The 17,355-nt window shown below is 38.4% G+C and carries 15 protein-coding genes, 2 pseudogenes and 2 other annotated features; of the genes and pseudogenes, 14 read left to right on the top strand and 3 right to left on the bottom strand.

Annotated features, from left to right (window positions below):
- Positions 1–112 precede the first annotated feature (112 nt).
- Both OR571_RS18060 and ileS read left to right on the top strand, forming a co-directional pair.
- Positions 113–665, top strand: a pseudogene (locus OR571_RS18060) (GNAT family N-acetyltransferase).
- Between the two features lie 61 nt (positions 666–726).
- Positions 727–970 (top strand) — a binding site (T-box leader).
- 54 nt (positions 971–1,024) lie between these two features.
- The gene (gene ileS, locus OR571_RS18055) at positions 1,025–4,099 is read left to right on the top strand and encodes an isoleucine--tRNA ligase (RefSeq protein ID WP_282244808.1); all 3,075 of its coding nucleotides are present in this window, start codon (positions 1,025–1,027) and stop codon (positions 4,097–4,099) included.
- 104 nt (positions 4,100–4,203) lie between these two features.
- Here the strand turns inward: ileS and OR571_RS18050 are convergent, their stop codons facing one another.
- Complete coding sequence (locus OR571_RS18050; protein WP_282244806.1) at positions 4,204–4,908, bottom strand: metallophosphoesterase family protein; 705 nt, start codon at positions 4,906–4,908, stop codon at positions 4,204–4,206.
- Positions 4,909–5,220: 312 nt separating this feature from the next.
- Positions 5,221–5,438: a binding site (T-box leader), on the top strand.
- Between the two features lie 126 nt (positions 5,439–5,564).
- Here OR571_RS18050 and trpD point away from each other — a divergent pair.
- From trpD to OR571_RS18015, 7 genes and pseudogenes are all read left to right on the top strand, one after another.
- Positions 5,565–6,554, top strand: a complete 990-nt coding sequence (gene trpD / locus OR571_RS18045) for an anthranilate phosphoribosyltransferase (protein ID WP_282244804.1) — start codon at positions 5,565–5,567, stop codon at positions 6,552–6,554.
- Positions 6,554–7,344, top strand: a pseudogene (gene trpC, locus OR571_RS18040) (indole-3-glycerol phosphate synthase TrpC). The gene trpD and the pseudogene trpC overlap by 1 nt, the downstream one beginning before the upstream one ends.
- Complete coding sequence (locus OR571_RS18035; protein ID WP_282244802.1) at positions 7,341–7,943, top strand: phosphoribosylanthranilate isomerase; 603 nt, start codon at positions 7,341–7,343, stop codon at positions 7,941–7,943. The pseudogene trpC and the gene OR571_RS18035 overlap by 4 nt, the downstream one beginning before the upstream one ends.
- A 4-nt stretch (positions 7,944–7,947) precedes the next feature.
- Positions 7,948–9,141 (top strand): tryptophan synthase subunit beta, encoded by a 1,194-nt coding sequence (gene trpB / locus OR571_RS18030; RefSeq protein WP_282244800.1) that lies wholly within the window; start codon positions 7,948–7,950, stop codon positions 9,139–9,141.
- Positions 9,134–9,913: a tryptophan synthase subunit alpha gene (trpA, locus tag OR571_RS18025; RefSeq protein WP_282244799.1), complete on the top strand. Its 780-nt coding sequence runs from the start codon at positions 9,134–9,136 to the stop codon at positions 9,911–9,913. The genes trpB and trpA overlap by 8 nt, the downstream gene beginning before the upstream one ends.
- Before the next feature lie 191 nt (positions 9,914–10,104).
- On the top strand, positions 10,105–11,079 hold the full coding sequence (locus OR571_RS18020; protein WP_282244797.1) for an NAD(P)H-dependent flavin oxidoreductase: 975 nt from the start codon (positions 10,105–10,107) through the stop codon (positions 11,077–11,079).
- A gap of 148 nt (positions 11,080–11,227) precedes the next feature.
- On the top strand, positions 11,228–11,713 hold the full coding sequence (locus tag OR571_RS18015; protein ID WP_282244796.1) for a tetratricopeptide repeat protein: 486 nt from the start codon (positions 11,228–11,230) through the stop codon (positions 11,711–11,713).
- 40 nt (positions 11,714–11,753) lie between these two features.
- Here OR571_RS18015 and OR571_RS18010 read toward each other — a convergent pair whose 3' ends face one another.
- Positions 11,754–12,047 carry a DUF2277 domain-containing protein gene (locus tag OR571_RS18010; RefSeq protein WP_282244794.1) on the bottom strand — a complete coding sequence of 98 codons (294 nt, stop codon included), beginning with the start codon at positions 12,045–12,047 and terminating at the stop codon, positions 11,754–11,756.
- A gap of 104 nt (positions 12,048–12,151) precedes the next feature.
- Between OR571_RS18010 and OR571_RS18005 the strand changes: the two genes are divergently transcribed.
- Complete coding sequence (locus tag OR571_RS18005) at positions 12,152–13,018, top strand: GNAT family N-acetyltransferase (RefSeq protein ID WP_282244792.1); 867 nt, start codon at positions 12,152–12,154, stop codon at positions 13,016–13,018.
- 5 nt (positions 13,019–13,023) lie between these two features.
- On the opposite strand, the gene OR571_RS18000 is transcribed toward OR571_RS18005, so the two are convergent.
- Positions 13,024–13,239 (bottom strand): hypothetical protein, encoded by a 216-nt coding sequence (locus tag OR571_RS18000; RefSeq protein ID WP_282244790.1) that lies wholly within the window; start codon positions 13,237–13,239, stop codon positions 13,024–13,026.
- A 419-nt stretch (positions 13,240–13,658) separates the two neighbouring features.
- Here OR571_RS18000 and OR571_RS17995 point away from each other — a divergent pair, with 419 nt between their 5' ends.
- From OR571_RS17995 to OR571_RS17980, 4 genes are all read left to right on the top strand, one after another.
- The gene (locus tag OR571_RS17995) at positions 13,659–14,033 is read left to right on the top strand and encodes a cytochrome-c oxidase (protein WP_282244788.1); all 375 of its coding nucleotides are present in this window, start codon (positions 13,659–13,661) and stop codon (positions 14,031–14,033) included.
- Positions 14,034–14,262: 229 nt separating this feature from the next.
- On the top strand, positions 14,263–14,688 hold the full coding sequence (locus OR571_RS17990; protein ID WP_282244786.1) for a phosphotransferase: 426 nt from the start codon (positions 14,263–14,265) through the stop codon (positions 14,686–14,688).
- A gap of 572 nt (positions 14,689–15,260) precedes the next feature.
- The gene (locus tag OR571_RS17985; protein ID WP_282246280.1) at positions 15,261–15,830 is read left to right on the top strand and encodes a helix-turn-helix domain-containing protein; all 570 of its coding nucleotides are present in this window, start codon (positions 15,261–15,263) and stop codon (positions 15,828–15,830) included.
- Positions 15,831–16,104: 274 nt separating this feature from the next.
- On the top strand, positions 16,105–17,346 hold the full coding sequence (locus OR571_RS17980) for a CynX/NimT family MFS transporter (protein ID WP_282244784.1): 1,242 nt from the start codon (positions 16,105–16,107) through the stop codon (positions 17,344–17,346).
- Positions 17,347–17,355: the final 9 nt, after the last annotated feature.

The raw sequence follows: 17,355 nt of genomic DNA, 5'->3' as shown, positions 1-17,355 counted from the left end.
CCTATCCTCATTATAAAACCTAACGTAACGTAAGAATCAAGTGCTTAATTGAGTAGTATGATATTTTAGAAGTAAATAAATATTATGTTTCTTTTAAATGGGAGGGTAATACATGGAAAAAACAAATATATACATAGAAACCGAAAGACTAATTATAAGGCCATTCCAAAAAGAAGATTACTCTAACTGGTTTGAGGAGTTTAACAATCGTTTACCTTCACAATACAAATACGACGATGGATATACTGATATGTCAAATTTCACAAAAGATTGGTTTAACCAGTGGATTGAAGGATTTCACCAGCAGCTGCCAAGATGAATGATATATTTTAGGAGTATTTAGAAAAGAAGATGGGGCTAATGTGGGAAAAGTAGAGCTCATCACTATTCTGAGAATGGATTATCAGTGGGCAATGTTGGGGTATTCGATCCATAATCAGTTTTGGAAAAAAGGATATGGTGTAGAAAGTGTAAAAGCAGCATCTAAAGTTTTCTTCACTGAACTAAATTTTCATCGGATTGAAATGCATATTAACATAGACAATGAACCTTCGAAAAAATTAGCCGAGAAAGCGGGATATTCCCTAGAATGTAAACGAGAACAATTTTCCTTAGAAAATGATCAATGGACGGATTTTCTAATTTACTATCAAAACAAAAAATAAAACATATACTAAGTTGACAAACGATTTAGACTTATGTTAAATTCTTCAATAATAAAACCATACAAATTCGTTGATGAGAAAAAGTAGTAGATGAAACTGTTCCAAAGAGAGCCGGTGTATGCTGAAATCCGGTGTTCCGTTCATGTATGAAAATCCTCTCTGAGAAGTCGAGCTGAATTAAGTAAGTGAGACCGGGTGTCTACCGTTAAAAAGAACGCGTATGATCGTACGTGGCTAAGTGCTATTGCAGAACTTAAATGTTGCAATAGAATTAGGGTGGTATCGCGGTTAAACCCGTCCCTTTTTACAGGGACGGGTTTTTTGTATGTTTTATTTAATAAAATTAGGAGTGATACCAAATGGGGAAGGAAAAAGAAGCTGTTTTAAAGCGAGAAGAACGCGTTCGACGACACTGGCAGCAAAATGAAATCTTTCAAAAATCCGTGGAAAAAAGAGAGGGGAGTCCTTCTTTCGTGTTTTATGAAGGTCCACCCACTGCCAATGGCTTGCCGCACGTTGGTCATGCATTAGGACGTACGATCAAAGATGTCGTTGCAAGATATAAAACCATGACTGGACATCAAGTAGTGCGTAAAGCTGGTTGGGATACACATGGTTTACCGGTCGAGCTCGGAGTCGAAAAGCAATTAGAGATTTCCGGTAAAAGCGATATTGAAAAGTATGGAGTAGAGGCATTCATTGAAAAATGTAAAGAAAGTGTTTTTGTTTATGAAAAACAATGGAGAGAGTTTACTGAAAGTCTTGGTTATTGGGTAGATATGGATGATCCGTATTTGACGTTAAGCAATGCTTATATAGAAAGTGAATGGAATATACTAGGTACTATTCACGAAAGAGGATTGCTCCAAAAAGGGCATCGAGTATCTCCGTACTGTCCTAGCTGTCAAACTTCTCTCAGTTCGCATGAAGTGTCACAAGGGTATAAGATGGTAAAAGATTTATCAGCTACAGCAAAATTTAAGTTAAGGGATCGGGATAATGAATACTTTCTCGGATGGACGACAACGCCTTGGACTTTACCTGCAAATGTAGCGCTAGCAGTTCATCCATCCTTAAAATATGTTCGTGCGAAACAAGGGCAAGACATCTTCATCGTAGCAGAAGCATTGGCAAACTCGGTATTAAAGGAGGAACATGAAATACTCTCTTTCCATCTTGGCGAGGAATTAAAAGATATTCCGTATACACCATTATTTGATTTTGTAAATGTAGAAAACGGACATAAAGTAGTGACTGCTGATTATGTTTCCGCAGAGAGTGGAACGGGGATTGTTCATATTGCACCTGCTTATGGGGAAGATGACTACAAAGTAGTAAAAGAAAATGGACTATCTTTTGTCAACGTAGTAGACGAAAAAGGAAAGTATACGCAGGACGTGGTTGGTTTTGAAGGTCGTTTTGTCAAGGATTGCGATGTAGATATTGTTCGTTACCTAGCTACTCAAGGTTTACTTTTCAGCAAAGAAAAGTATGAACATAGTTACCCCCATTGCTGGCGTTGCGATTCACCCCTTCTGTATTATGCAAATGAAAGCTGGTTTATCCAAACAACTGCCTTGAAAGATCAGTTCATTCATAACAATGAAGGAGTCACTTGGTATCCGGAACATATAAAGCATGGAAGATTCGGCAATTTTTTAGAGCAAATGGTTGATTGGAATATTAGCAGAAAACGTTATTGGGGAACCCCGCTTAACATTTGGGAATGTGAAGCGTGTAATCATGAATATGCACCAAAAAGTATACAAGAATTAAAGCGGCTTTCGCTTGATCTTTTAGAAGATATCGAACTGCATAAACCTTATGTCGATCAAGTAAAGCTTCTATGTTCCAATTGTGGTGGGACGATGTTCAGAACGCCTGAAGTCATTGATGTTTGGTTTGATAGTGGTTCTATGCCATTTGCCCAATATCATTTTCCATTTGAAAATAAAGAGTTATTTGAAAAACAATTTCCAGCGGATATAGTAATAGAAGGAATTGACCAAACGCGTGGGTGGTTTTATAGTTTGCTTGCGGTATCCACTTTATTTACAGGAAAAGCACCTTATAAACGCGTACTATCGACGGGTCATATTTTGGATGAAAACGGGCAAAAAATGTCTAAGAGTAAAGGAAATGCATTGGACCCGGTAGAGTTAATCCAAAAGTATGGAGCAGATGCATTACGCTGGTCTTTATTAGTAGACAGTGCCCCTTGGAATACTAAACGTTTTTCAGAGCGCATCGTTCAAGAAGCGAAATCTAAACTGATCGATACGTTGGATAATGTGTTTAGTTTTTATTCCTTATATACGGATTTAGATAATTACAACCCTAAAGCGGAAGTTAATATGAAGAAAAATAAGTTGGACGAATGGATATTATCCCGTTTGCATAGCACGATTAAAGTGGTAAGAACTAGTTTAGACGATTATCAATTTACAAATGCTGCAAGAGAAATAGCTAATTTGTTAGAACAAGTAAGCAATTGGTATGTAAGACGATCAAGAGAAAGGTTTTGGTCTAGTGGCATGAACCCAGAAAAGGCAGCTGCATATAAAACGCTAAACGAAGTATTAACCAAAACTAGCCAATTGTTAGCACCATTAACTCCTTTTGTGGCGGAAGATGTGTATATGAATTTGACGGGTGAAAGTGTTCATTTATCCAATTTTCCTAAAGCTGACGAACGATTAGTAAACGAAAAGCTAGAAAAAGAAATGGCTGCTGTCCAGCAAGTAGTTGAGTTAGGAAGAAGTGTAAGAAATAGTACTTCCTTAAAAGTAAAACAACCATTAGGTGGCCTCTCGCTTATGAGTTTAAATAATGATATTAACTGGAACTTATACGAAGACATTATAAAAGATGAGTTAAATATTAAGCAATTTGAGTTGATAGACAATGAAGGGAAATTTGTTTCTACCAAAGTAAAACTCGATTTCAAAAAAGCTGGAGCAAAGTTTGGCAAACAATCGAATTCGATTAATGCATGGCTCCAATCATTAAGTGAAACACAAATACAACAATTCATGCAAGTCGGCTTCATAGAACGCGAAGAAACTAATATAGCAATAGAGGATGTTCAGATTGAAAAAATAGCGAGGGATGGATATGCTTCCGCATCAAATGGAGTGTACACCGTTACTTTAAATATTTCTTTAACCAAAGAACTTTTACAAGAAGGAATGGCTCGCGAACTAATCCGAGCAATACAAGCGTATAGGAAACAATTGAACCTTCCTATTGATTTACGTGTTGATATAACAGTAAAAGCAGATAAAGAACTTCAGACTGTATGTGAAAAATATAAGCAAATGCTGCAACAAAATTTGTTAATGCGTCATTTACTGATAAAAGAGGACATAAGTGAAGGAACAGAAATACAAGTAGCAGGATATACGATTTTATTGCAATTATCCTCAGTACGTTAAGGTAATTTTCAAATGAGATAGTAGTACAGATAAATATTATGAAAGATTTAGGAACAAAGGTAAGCAAGGCAGATTGTATGCAAAGCTTGCCCTTGTTTCTTTTCTTATTTCACCGAATACACTTTTTGACTAGGCAATTCTAGACAATTCAATTGACCACCATATACCGCTCCACCATCAATACCGATGATCCGATTGTTTCCGAAATACACACTGTAATTTTCTTTTTCCTCATGAAGTAGGCTTGTTTCTGTATGCCCGAATATGACAGTCTTTTCTCCGACATAGCCTTTATGAAATTCATCCCGAATCCACAATAAAATATGCGGATTTGTCTCAGAAAGAGATGACGTTGGGTGCACACCTGCATGGACAAAAATGTAGTCGGGAGTTTCTATGTAATTTTTTAAGCCTTGTACAAATTCTAAATGTTGCTGTAATACATCTGATTGTAATATTGGTTTACGAAAGTTTTCCGCATTTACAGTAAAGTCATTCTCGGAAAAGCCATAGCTAAATAACGTTTTATCTCCACCGCCTAGCTTTACCCAATGGTTCCAAGACTTTTCAACATCGGTCGTTAACGCTTTTACCATCATATCTTCATGATTACCCTTCAGTACCTGAGCTCCAGCTTTTTGTAAACTAATCACTTTTGCAATAACACCCTTAGCATTTGGACCACGGTCAATGTAATCTCCTAATAAGATTAATTGGTCATTATCTGGATTGTATTCTACTTGGTGAAGTAACTGTTCGAATTTTTCTAATTCTCCGTGAATATCACTTATTACAAGGGTTCTTTTCATTCAATTCACTTCTTTCTAGTTGGGTATATAATCTATTATTTGCTATTCACTGAATAACTGCAAACTATTTGACTATTTATTTGCAGCAAACGCTTGGATTGCTCGGCAAAATAAAAAAAGACGAATATATAGAAATAATTGATGAAATAACATTATAAACCACTAACAAAATATAACAGGGAAAAATAGTTTGACAATTAAAAGTATTACTACTATCATAGACAGTAACTTAAATGTTCGGATACGGGTAGAAGATGTCGGGAGCGAGATCGCCCAAAGAACAGTTGAGCTGAGATTAGATGAGAATAGCGGAGAAATTATTTGAATAAGAAGAGTAGCATTTGTGCGCAATTTAGAGAGTCAGTGGTTGGTGAGAACTGATTTGTAACAGGTGTGAATGGGCTTATGAGAGCTATCTTAAGAGCGAACATTCGTTTTAGGGATAGACGTGTTTCCTACGTTACAGGAATTAAAGTGGGAGTGGTGACGCTCCAACAAGAGGTGGCAACGCGGTCAACACCGTCCTCTTCAAAGGAATTCTTTCTGGATTCCTTTGAAGAGGACTTTTTTTTATTTCAAAAAAGTGAAGTTGAGTTAAGCAGAGGAGAGAGCCGAGATGAGAGATTTTATTGAAAAAGTAGAGAAAAAATGAACACTTGCAATATGAAGAAATGGTAGAAGCGTCCCGCTTAATGTTTGATGAAGCGACAGAGTTACAAACCATTGCTGATTTTCTAATCGCCCTATCCAAAAAAGGAGAAACAGCCAATGAAGTGGCAGCACTTGCCACTGTTATGAAGTCGTTTGCGGTCAAATTGAATGAACCAGCAGGAAACTACATGGATAACTGTGGTACCGGAGGAGACGGCTTAAAAAGCTTCAACATCAGTACGACTTCGGCTTTTGTATTAGCAGGAGCAGGAGCATCTGTTGCAAAACATGGGAATCGGAAAATTTCAAGTGCGGCAGGTAGCTCGGACGTATTAGAAGCATTAGGAATAGATACTACTATCTCTTCGGAAGCGTCGATGGATTTACTTGCACGAGAAGGGCTTACTTTTCTTTATGCACCAAGCGTTCATCCTAAGTTAAAGCGAATCGGGCAAGTGAGACAACAAATTGGGAAGCCGACTATCTTTAATTTGATCGGCCCTCTAACTAATCCAATTGAACTTGGAACTCAATATACAGGTATTAATCGACCGGACTTTACGATGGAGTATGCAACTGTTTTGCAAATGCTTGGAAGAGAACGAGCAATCGTTGTTTGCGGAGCGCTAGGTATGGATGAAGCATCTCTAGCGGGAAAAAACTCTTTTGTACTAGTAGATAAAGGGGATTTAATTCCTTTTACTTTAACACCAGAGGATGTTGGGCTTAGAGCTGCTCCAGTGACAGCAATCCGGGGTGGGGATGCGTTTGAAAATGCGAAAATCATGCGTTCGGTATTGCATGGAGAACGCAGTCCATTTTTTGACACAGTGATATTTAATGCCGGGGTTGGATTATATGCAAATGCAATGGTAGGTACGATTCAAGAAGGGGTAAAACTCGCAGCGGATAGTATTTTGTCTGGCAAAGCACTTGCAAAATTAGAATCGGTGATCGACTTCAGCAATAACGCACGCAAACAGGAGGTAGTATGATGGCAACCATTTTAGACAAGATACTAGTCGAGAAAAAGAAACAAATTGAGCTCTTGCTAGAAGAACAACCTTCGATGGTAGAAAGTGGAGTGGAACGTCCTTCTTTATTTGATCGATTATACCGAAGCGAGCATTTGCAGGTGATTTCTGAAATAAAGCGTGCATCTCCTTCTAAAGGGATAATAGCAGAAAGCGTAAATCCTGAGTCACAAGCAAAAGCCTATTACGAGGCAGGGGCTGCTTGTATTTCTGTTTTGACGGATACTCCCTTTTTTAAGGATCCTTTGAAGATTTAGCAAATGTCGCGCGAACAGTACCAATTCCTTTATTATGCAAAGATTTTATTATCCATCCTGTGCAAATTGATTATGCAAAAAATGCTGGAGCTTCTGTCATTCTTTTAATTGTGGCAGCACTGAATACAAAGGAGCTTATGGAGCTTTATGAATATGCAACTAATCTAGGCCTAGAAGTACTCGTCGAAGTGCATGATGCAGAGGAATTAGATCGTGCCCTACAGTTAGGTGCAAAAATAATCGGTGTAAATAACCGAGACTTACGAACGTTTGACGTCAATTTAAAACGGACAGAAGAAATTGCATCGATTTTCCCGTTCCATGAGGAGCGAGTACTCATAAGCGAAAGTGGTATTTGGAACACAGAGGACGCAGAACGTGTTGCAAAAGCAGGTGCTCGCGCCGTACTTGTGGGTGAGTCGCTGATGCGTAGCGGCGATGTTGAAAGTGCACTTCGTTCCTTACAAGTGGAGCTAGGGGGCATTCTGAAATGACGAAAGTGAAAATTTGTGGATTAATGGAAAAGGAACATGTCACAGCTGCGGTTGAAGCAGGGACAGATGCAATTGGTTTTGTTTTTGCTCCTAGTAAGCGGCAAATTACGGTAGAAAAAGCGCGAGAACTCGCGAAAGACATTCCTTCTACTGTATTGAAAGTTGGTGTTTTTGTAAATCCAACAAAAGAAGAACTTGAAAAGGCTTATCATGAAGTACCTTTAGATCTTATTCAATTTCATGGCAATGAAAGTGCAGATTTTGTTCAATCAACTAATTATCCTTCTATTAAAGCTTTATCAATTCGAACTGAAGAAGATGTCGAACGTGCAAAGCAGTATGAAACGGACTTCTTTCTATTTGATGCACCGCAAGCTGGAAGTGGGATCACATTTGATTGGCAGCTAATGCAAGGACATGAAGTTCCACAAGTAAAAGTGATATTAGCTGGTGGGCTAAATGTAGAAAATGTAGCGGAGGCTATACAGCGAGTAAAGCCATATATGGTGGACGTATCCAGTGGAGTAGAAAAACATGGTAGAAAAGATGAGCTATTGATTCGTTCGTTTATTCAAGCGGCAAAAGATGAGGAGAGATGAGCTAATGGTACAAACAACATCGAGTAGATATGGACGATTCGGGGGACAATTCGTTCCAGAAACATTAATGACGGCATTGATAGAATTAGAAACAGCTTATGAGGATGCTAGAATAGATCCCGCTTTTATAGAAGAAGTAAATTATTACTTAAAGGATTATGTTGGGCGTGAAACCCCACTTTATTTTGCGGAACGTTTAACTCGCCAAGTTGGTGGAGCAAAAATCTATTTAAAGCGAGAAGATTTAAACCATACGGGAGCACATAAGATTAATAACACGATCGGGCAGGCTTTGCTTGCAAAACGGATGGGGAAAAAGAAAATAGTAGCAGAAACTGGCGCAGGTCAGCACGGGGTGGCTACTGCAACGGTTTGCGCCTTATTTGATATGGAATGTGTCGTGTTTATGGGGAAAGAAGATGTTCGTAGACAGGAGCTAAACGTATTCCGAATGGAGCTTCTCGGTGCAAAAGTCGTGTCAGTCGATCAAGGTTCAGCAACACTTAAGGATGCTGTCAATGAAGCGCTCCGCTACTGGGTGTCAAATGTAGAAGACACGCATTATATACTTGGTTCTGCGCTTGGACCACATCCATTTCCGAAAATTGTGCGGGATTTCCAACGTGTTATTGGAGTGGAAACAAGAAAACAACTAATAGAAAAAGAAGGATGTTTACCAGATGCGGTTGTAGCATGTGTTGGTGGCGGCAGTAACTCAATCGGTATGTTCCATCCTTTTATTGAAGATGAAAAGGTTGCATTATATGGTGTAGAAGCTGCAGGAAGTGGAATTGAAACAGGAAAGCATGCTGCAGCAATTGCTGGTGGAAAAGAAGGCGTATTGCACGGGGCGTATATGTATGTGTTACAAGACGACGATGGATTGATCCAAGAAGCACATTCGATTTCTGCTGGACTTGATTATCCCGCTGTTGGACCGGAGCATTCTTATTTGCATGATATAGGTCGAGCAACATTTACTTCTGTAACTGACAATGAGGCGCTTGAAGGACTACAATTGCTTGCAAGAACAGAAGGAATTATTCCAGCTTTAGAAAGCGCACATGCTATTCACTATGCGGCAGGCTTGGCTAAAACAATGCAGGAAGACGAAATTGTTGTTATTTGTTTATCAGGCCGTGGGGATAAAGATGTACATACCGTTCGCGAAGCGCTTGGAGGTGCTCAAAATGACTAAAACAACATTAACAAAAGCAATACAAAAACGTTTAAATGAAGGAGAAAAAGCGTTTATCCCTTATATCATGGGGGGAGACGGTTCGTTAACAGAGCAAATTTTATTCCTACAAGAAGCAGGGGCTACCGCAATCGAGGTTGGTATCCCGTTTTCTGATCCAGTGGCAGATGGTCCGACGATTCAACGAGCTGGGGAACGAGCACTGCGGAACGGAGTCACATTGCGAACTATTTTAGATGAATTAACAGGAATTCGAGATGAGGTGAAGATTCCGTTAGTTATTATGACATATATCAACCCTATCTTAAGCTATGGCATCGATGCATTTGCACAAGCTTGTGCGAAATGTGGCGTTTATGGGTTGATCGTACCAGACGTACCATTGGAAGAAAACGAAATGCTAAAAGATGCATTTCAAGAAACTGACGTATCGCTTGTCCCACTTGTTTCGCTAACTAGCCCACCGGACCGTATCGAAAAGATTGTTGCTGTTGGAGAAGGTTTTATTTATGCAGTCACTGTAAATGGGATTACGGGCGTTCGTGATGGATTTGATGATTATTTAGAAAAGCACTTGAATCAGTTGAAAAAAATAAGTTCAGTTCCAGTGCTTGCCGGGTTCGGAATTTCGACTCCTGAACAAGTAAAATCGGTTGGAGCTTTGGTAGATGGAGTTATTGTTGGAAGTGCGATTGTGGAGGGGTTTCATCAGAAAGAGTTGGAGAAAATCCGTGAACTAGTTGCTGCATCTAAGAAGAAAGTATTGAACTAAAGAAATGGTCCTTTGATATAAAGTCAAAGGGCCTTTTTGTTGTTTTAGTGCGTCCTGTGCTTCCTAAATTACTGGTATGCAAGTCATCCTAAGTATGTTATATTCCTATTAATCTGAAAATTAAAACCAATGATGATAGAATATTTATGAAGCAATTAAATAAGAGTGTTTATTGAATGGAGGAACAACAAATGTCAAAAATGCCGTCAGTACTTCAGAACCTACGTCTCCCTGTAATCGGAGCACCACTGTTTATTATTAGTAACCCAAAGCTAGTGATCGAGCAATGTAAGGCAGGGATTGTTGGATCAATGCCCGCCCTTAATGCGAGACCCGCTTCCTTGCTGGATGAATGGTTGGCAGAAATTACAGAGGAATTAGCAGCTTATAACGCGAAAAATCCTGATCGTCCAGCTGCGCCGTTCGCAATCAATCAAATTGTTCACAAGTCGAATGACCGCTTAGAACATGATATGGAATTATGTGTGAAGTATAAGGTTCCCATCATTATTTCATCTTTAGGCGCTCGTGAAGAGATATTCGCAGCTACACATAGCTATGGAGGAATTGCTCTTCACGACGTGATTAATAATACGTTCGCGCACAAGGCAATCGACAAAGGAGCAGACGGGATAATTGCAGTTGCTGCAGGAGCTGGTGGTCATGCTGGAGTGAAGAGTCCTTTTGCTTTAATCCAAGAAATCCGACAGTGGTTCGATGGTCCACTTGCTTTATCGGGTTCGATTGCTTCAGGAAGTTCTATCCTCGCTGCTCAAGCAATGGGTGCCGATTTCGCCTATATTGGCTCGCCGTTCATTGCAACAGATGAAGCTCGTGCATCTGAAAGCTATAAGCAAGCAATTGTTGAAGCAACCTCTGATGATATTGTGTATAGCAGTCTTTTCACAGGTGTACATGGAAATTATCTAAAGTCTTCTATTAAAGCGGCAGGATTAGACCCTGACAATCTTCCGGAAAGTGATCCATCTAAGATGAATTTTGGTGAAACGTCCGCAAAGGCATGGAAGGATATTTGGGGGAGCGGCCAAGGTGTTGGCTCTATCCATGAAATAACTAGTGCAGCAAAATTCGTAGACAAACTGGATAAGGAATATTTAGAGGCAAGAGATAGACTGATTAGTCTTAATGCAGTTGGGAAGATTTGAATAGGATACTAGATTAGCCTTAATATCATGAACAGCCACACTTTGCTTGTAATTGTGTGGCTATATTTGCATGTGTGCAATGCTTAGAGATGAAGCACATTCTACGTACTTAATCAGAAAAAATGCAAGTGAAAAGAGGAGGATTCGGATGACCGGTGGATTGACTCATGCAATAGATTTAAGAAATGATGGGAAGTTTGAAGAATCGAATGCGTTACTTTTACGAATGGTAGAAAAATGGCCAAATGATGCAGTCCTTAATTACCAATGTGCTTGGAGTTTCGATGTATTAGGCAAAGAATCTGAAGCAATAACTTACTATGAAAATGCCATTGAATTAGGTTTAGCCGAGAATGATCTACAAGGGGCGCTACTAGGATTAGGAAGCACATATAGAGCATTAGGTGATTATGAGAAATCTAAAGATGTTTTATTAAAAGGAATCAATCTTTTTCCCACCAACAGTTCAATCCAGGTATTCTACGCGATGACGCTATATAATTTAAACGAACATCATCATGCGATGGAATTATTATTAAAATGCCTATTAGATACAACCAACGATAAGGATATTTTGAATTACCAAAAAGCAATTCGTTTCTATTCCGATAAATTGAATAACGTCTGGGAATAAATAAAAAGAGAGCTAGACCCAGTTGGGCAGCTCTTACATATTACTTAGTAGATGATGAAACTTCTCCGGTTCCAAATCTCTTTGCATTTCTCAGTCGTGCTTGTTCTGCTTCTATCTCTCGATCCCGTGGTTCTGCGCTCGTCTGTAGGGAGTCTAGCAAATTTCTCGTAATAATAGACACTTCCTCCACTGCTTTATGAAAACTTTCTTCATTGACTTTCGAAGGCTTATTAAATCCGGAAACTTTACGAACATATTGAAGGGAAGCTGCATAAATCTCATCATCTGTTGCGACTGGCTCAAAGTTAAAAAGTGTCTTTATATTGCGGCACATATGGTCCACCTCTATTAATGTATTTTATCTTGATTGTATCATATTGTTTCCTTCATCTATTATTTTCAATACCAAAAACGTTTATGAAATGAGGTTTGTAAAGGATGAATATTAGAATATGTCCCCTCAAAGCCATTGAAAAGCTCTCCCTTTTTTTAGAAGAAATGAATACAGTTCCGGAAAGTCATATCGGTTATTGTGGGGAAACGAAAGAGGAGATTGCCCATACGTTGTATCATGCAGATATCTCTAAAACTTTTGTAGTTGCTTATGACGAGGAAAAGCTGATAGGTGCATTGGGGTTGGATATAGATAAGGAAAGCAAAAGTGCAGAAGTATGGGGACCTTTTATTAAAAATGGAAGAGATTATCAACTTGCTGATAGGTTGTGGAAAAAAGCGAATGCATTATTAACTAGCGAAGTAAATGAATTTTCATTTTTCGTAAATATAAAAAATGAGTTCGTTCAACAGTTTGCGATACATAAAAATGCTATAAATAAAGGAAATCATCTATTATTGAAAGCTTTCCGCAACGACTTAGGGGAAGTTGATTTGGCGCAGATAGAATCCTATGATTTAGCATATAAAGATTCATTTATGAGCCTTCATGAGGCTACTTTTCCAAATACATATTATAGCGCATCAGAAATAATTGATCGATTAAGTGATCATAATCAGTTATTAGTCATAAATGACAAAGAAGGAAGGATTAAAGGATACGTTTATGTCGAAGCGAATCCCGAGCATAAAGAAGGATCGATTGAATATATTGCTGTAGCAGCTGACTACCAAAAACAAGGAATTGGCACATTACTCATCCGAGCCGCTTTGTCCTATTTTTTTTCTTTCAAAAAAATCGAAGAAATTTCTCTTTGTGTTGCAAAAGAGAATGATAAAGCCAACCGCTTATATAAAGCTGCAGGATTTAAGGAAATACATGAGCTAATTTATTATCAAGCAAAGGAATAAGGCATTTATGGTTTTTTTAATGTTTTTTCTTCGTATGCCGTTTCGTGTTTCGTATCTTGAATACTTTTTTCTTGTTTGATATCTGTTTTCGTGCCGGTCATCAAGTCGTCAAAAGGTGTGTATCGATTGGATGGAATTCGTTTCGTTTTCAACAACTTATAGCATACAAATAAGAATAAAAACAAATAGGTGACAGCAAAAACTATACTCATATAACTCATATTACGCCCTCCTTTTATCCTGCATTAACGGGCAGTAAGACTCCCACTTCAAGATTGAAGAAAAGCGAAAAGATAAGTGGGAGATCAACTGCCCATAAAAGCCCGATTGGTTTAACTAACAATCAGTGGGGATGAAGAACCCCCCCACTGATTGAAGTTTCACTTTATATACATTCTATGCAAGAGAGTGATTTACCTTTAATATAATAATCTGTTAACACAAGAGAAAAATATTTACCGCATACTATACTCGTTCAACTATTAATTGAATTTTCTTAAGCAAGCTCTATAAGAGTATATATCCTTTGTCGAAACAGGACGGACAACCCCATTATTTTACAGACCTAGCATACTCCATTTCCTTTGTAAATAGAATATATAGAACTAATTATTCTATTATGAGAAAGGGGAAAGTAGGCATGGCTATCCGCTTTATCAAAATTTCGGTTGTTTATTTTGTGATTGGGGTTCTGTTAGGTCTGTACATGTCGATGGCGCACGATTATGCGTTGAAAGGTGTGCATGTACATGTCAATCTGATTGGTTGGGCATCTTTCGCATTTGCTGGGTTTGTTTATTATTTATTTCCAAGTACAAGTAGCAACGTATATGCCGGGCTTCATTTTTGGAGTGCCAATATCGGCCTTCCATTAATGATGATTGCACTTACCGTCCTCATTTTAAACGGAGCAGCAATAGCAACTGTATTTACAGCAATCGGTGGAGTGCTTGTAGTCTTTAGTGTGATAATGCTCGCTATCAATGTACTACAGAACGTTCGATCAGCTCGTTAAAAAAATAGCTTAGAAGGTCAATCTGTTATTTCTTTGAATAACGGGTCGGCTTTTTTGTATGGAAAAAATACATTGTGAAATGTCTGGAAATAATGTAAAGTGAAATTCTTGTTATTAGATATTCTACAACTTTATAGTAAAAGAAATAGGGGGAGACTAATGGAAAAGCCGAATATACCATTTTTAAATAAGTGTACTATTTTGCAATTCATCGAAGAAGGGTTTTCAGATGATGAGAAATGGTGCGTTGACCATACCTATTTACTTCGCATTTCAACCTAGCTGCGTTCAGCATTATGATTTTCACCCAGGGAATATATTAGTAGAAGAAGACCGATTTACTGGTTTGATTGATATGCAAAAAATTACCTATGCAGATCCAATTAATGAGTTTTACAAAATGGAATACTTTAATGTGCCTATTAGTACAGCCTATTCCAAAGGGGTATTAGACGGTTATCATGACCATCAACCAATTCCTCTTTCTTTTTGGAAACTACATCGTTTGTATGCAGCGATTCATATTGTTTCTGCTGAAGTATGGGGTCATGAAGTTGCAACGAAACAAAGAGATAAGTTTCAAAAGTACACTCGTTTTACATTAGATCAGTTCGAAGATTTTAGGTTACTTGTTCCGAAATGGTATAACAAATGAACAGACTGCTTACTTTATCCAATTGTGAGCAGTCTATTTTATCGAGGCTAATCATTAGTATCGAGATTCTACAGAGATTTATAGCCACTCCGTGTGCATTATTGCTGTTGATTGGAAATGGGTTACTAGTAGAGAAGTTTCTTGGTATAAAGTGAAACTTCTATCAGTGGGGGTTTTTCGACGCACAGGACGTGCTAGTGGGGACGTTGCGACATGGACGTCGCGCTTTTAGTCCCCCGTCATCCCCCACTGATTGTTAGTTGTGTCCCACACGATGTGGGTCACACAGACGTTGCAAACGCTCTTTTATTTTGCGACGAGCTTTGCGCAGGAGCAACACGATGTTGCGTACTTAGTCTGGGATCATTTCATCGGGCGCATGCAAGCAGTTGATCTCCCACTTTTCTTTTCGCTTTTCTTACATCTAGAAGGGGGAGTCTTGCTGCACGTTAATGCGGGATAAATATCCGTTATCCCTGCCAGTCCTTTTTGGGGCTGGCATTTCTATCTTTCAATCCGTATAATTTTCATTAGGTATTAAACTAAACGATTCGTAATTATCATAAGGGGGGATAAAAGTGGAGGCAGAAGATCCAAAGCAAGTTGTCTTACAAGTTGGGAATGCTCTAAAAAAAATTCGTAAAGAAAAGCAATTGAGCCTCGAAGATTTATCGGAATTAACAGGCGTGAGCAAATTAACCCTTGGAAATATCGAACGTGGGGAAACAAATCCAACACTTGGTATGTTGTGGAAAATTTCAAAAGGTTTGTCGATACCTCTTATGGCATTGTTTGCAAGAGAAAGCAATGTCAATGTATCCAGGGCAGGTCAAGGGCTGAGGATCGCTGGGGATTTGAAAACTTGGATAATGGAGCCTATCTTTCAAAATGCCAGTAATGAAATTGAGATGTGTCGTACTTACTTACAACCGAACAGCACCTACCATCCAGAAAAACACCACCAGAATACGACTGAAATTGTTACAGTGATGTCGGGAAAAATTACAATTAGCGTGAATGAGGAATCCTATGAATTGAATGAGTATGATTCTATTAGTTTTCGCGCAGATAGTATACATTCCTATACAAACAATTCTAATGATGTGGTCGTTCTACATATTGTGTTGAAGTATGGGATTTAACTTCGTATCACCCGCTAAATACACAAAATAACCCTTAATCATCTTTATGAGTGATGATTAAGGGTTATTTTGTGTAAACTATTATTCTTTTGAAAAGTTGAGTAGAATAAATCTCATAAATTAGGTTTATTATAGTTTACAATAATGAATAAAAGATATAGTATAATATATGTAGATGAAAAAATATAATTCTACAGTATAAGAGGAAATTTCAAAAGAAGTTTACACTAATCAATGAATCAGCTGATTAGATGTATTTGAAGGAGGAAGCATGATGAGTTTACACAATCAATTTAGTCAAGATCAAGATACAAAGTCTCCTTCTATAATTAGAAAACAATCAGCCCTTTTGCTAATTATTTTAGGAATTATTTTTATTGCAGCTAACCTACGAGCACCTTTAACCTCGGTCGGTCCTCTAGTAGGTCTCATAAGAGATAATATGCATTTATCGAATACAGTAGCTGGAATGATTACCACATTACCATTACTCGCTTTTGCATTTTTTTCGCCTTTTGTACCTAAATTAGGTCGTAAATTCGGGGTTGAACTAATCATTCTGATTTCTGTCATCTTCCTCACTATCGGTATTATTTTACGTTCTTTATCAGGGATGGCTAATATATATATTGGAACCGCTATACTCGGATTCGCCATTTCTATTTGTAATGTACTACTACCGAGCCTTATAAAGCGAGAATTTCCGAAACGAATGGGTATGATGACAGGTGTTTATTCAATTTCGATGAACTTATGTGGGGCAATCGCTTCTGGTATTAGTGTTCCAATTGCACTTGGCTTAGGATTCGGATGGCAGGGAGCCTTAGGGGTTTGGGGGATTTTAAGCTTCGTATCCATATTGTTTTGGTTACCGCAAATGAAGCATCGCCATGTTCAAAGATCAGTTGCTCATACTCAAACTGCTACCAAGAATGTTAATTTATGGGGTTCGATACTAGCATGGCAGGTAACGTTGTTTATGGGTCTACAATCTCTGATATTTTATGTACTGATCGCATGGCTACCTGAAATTCTAAAAGAACAAGGGATAAGTTCGGATCAATCTGGCTGGTTACTTTCGACTATGCAGTTAGCTTTACTTCCGTTTACCTTTATTATTCCGGTTATCGCTGATCGTATATCAAGTCAACGTTCATTAGTTGTCTTGATGACAATTTTACTGTTAAGTGGCACACTTGGATTACTTTATGGGAGCCTGAATTTGATTGTTTTATGGATAATTCTTTTAGGAATCGGCGGAGGATTTGCTTTTGGTTTAGCCATGATGTTTTTCGGCTTACGTACTAAGAACCCACATGAAGCTGCAGAATTGTCCGGTATGGCGCAATCGGTCGGTTATTTTCTTGCTGCTATTGGACCAACGCTGTTCGGTTTTCTACATGACATTACGAATAGCTGGACTACTCCACTTTTGTTATTGGTTGGAGCTTCTCTACTGCTCTTTTTCTTTGGCCTTGCGGCTGCAAAAGATCGATATATAGGTTCTGCTCAATAAGTTGAAGTA

This window comes from Psychrobacillus sp. NEAU-3TGS (assembly GCF_029955155.1).
Lineage (GTDB): Bacteria > Bacillota > Bacilli > Bacillales_A > Planococcaceae > Psychrobacillus.
Note: the sequence above shows the minus strand (reverse complement) of the source record. Positions and strands in the feature narration are given on the sequence as shown.

Bases quoted from the DNA above. Each gene is read 5' to 3' on its own strand.
- ileS (WP_282244808.1), top strand. From the start codon at position 1,025: ATGGGGAAGGAAAAAGAAGCTGTTTTAAAGCGAGAAGAACGCGTTCGA.
- OR571_RS18050 (WP_282244806.1), bottom strand. From the start codon at position 4,908: ATGAAAAGAACCCTTGTAATAAGTGATATTCACGGAGAATTAGAAAAA.
- OR571_RS18035 (WP_282244802.1), top strand. From the start codon at position 7,341: ATGACGAAAGTGAAAATTTGTGGATTAATGGAAAAGGAACATGTCACA.
- trpB (WP_282244800.1), top strand. From the start codon at position 7,948: ATGGTACAAACAACATCGAGTAGATATGGACGATTCGGGGGACAATTC.
- trpA (WP_282244799.1), top strand. From the start codon at position 9,134: ATGACTAAAACAACATTAACAAAAGCAATACAAAAACGTTTAAATGAA.
- OR571_RS18020 (WP_282244797.1), top strand. From the start codon at position 10,105: ATGTCAAAAATGCCGTCAGTACTTCAGAACCTACGTCTCCCTGTAATC.
- OR571_RS18015 (WP_282244796.1), top strand. From the start codon at position 11,228: ATGACCGGTGGATTGACTCATGCAATAGATTTAAGAAATGATGGGAAG.
- OR571_RS18010 (WP_282244794.1), bottom strand. From the start codon at position 12,047: ATGTGCCGCAATATAAAGACACTTTTTAACTTTGAGCCAGTCGCAACA.
- OR571_RS18005 (WP_282244792.1), top strand. From the start codon at position 12,152: ATGAATATTAGAATATGTCCCCTCAAAGCCATTGAAAAGCTCTCCCTT.
- OR571_RS18000 (WP_282244790.1), bottom strand. From the start codon at position 13,239: ATGAGTTATATGAGTATAGTTTTTGCTGTCACCTATTTGTTTTTATTC.
- OR571_RS17995 (WP_282244788.1), top strand. From the start codon at position 13,659: ATGGCTATCCGCTTTATCAAAATTTCGGTTGTTTATTTTGTGATTGGG.
- OR571_RS17990 (WP_282244786.1), top strand. From the start codon at position 14,263: ATGATGAGAAATGGTGCGTTGACCATACCTATTTACTTCGCATTTCAA.
- OR571_RS17980 (WP_282244784.1), top strand. From the start codon at position 16,105: ATGAGTTTACACAATCAATTTAGTCAAGATCAAGATACAAAGTCTCCT.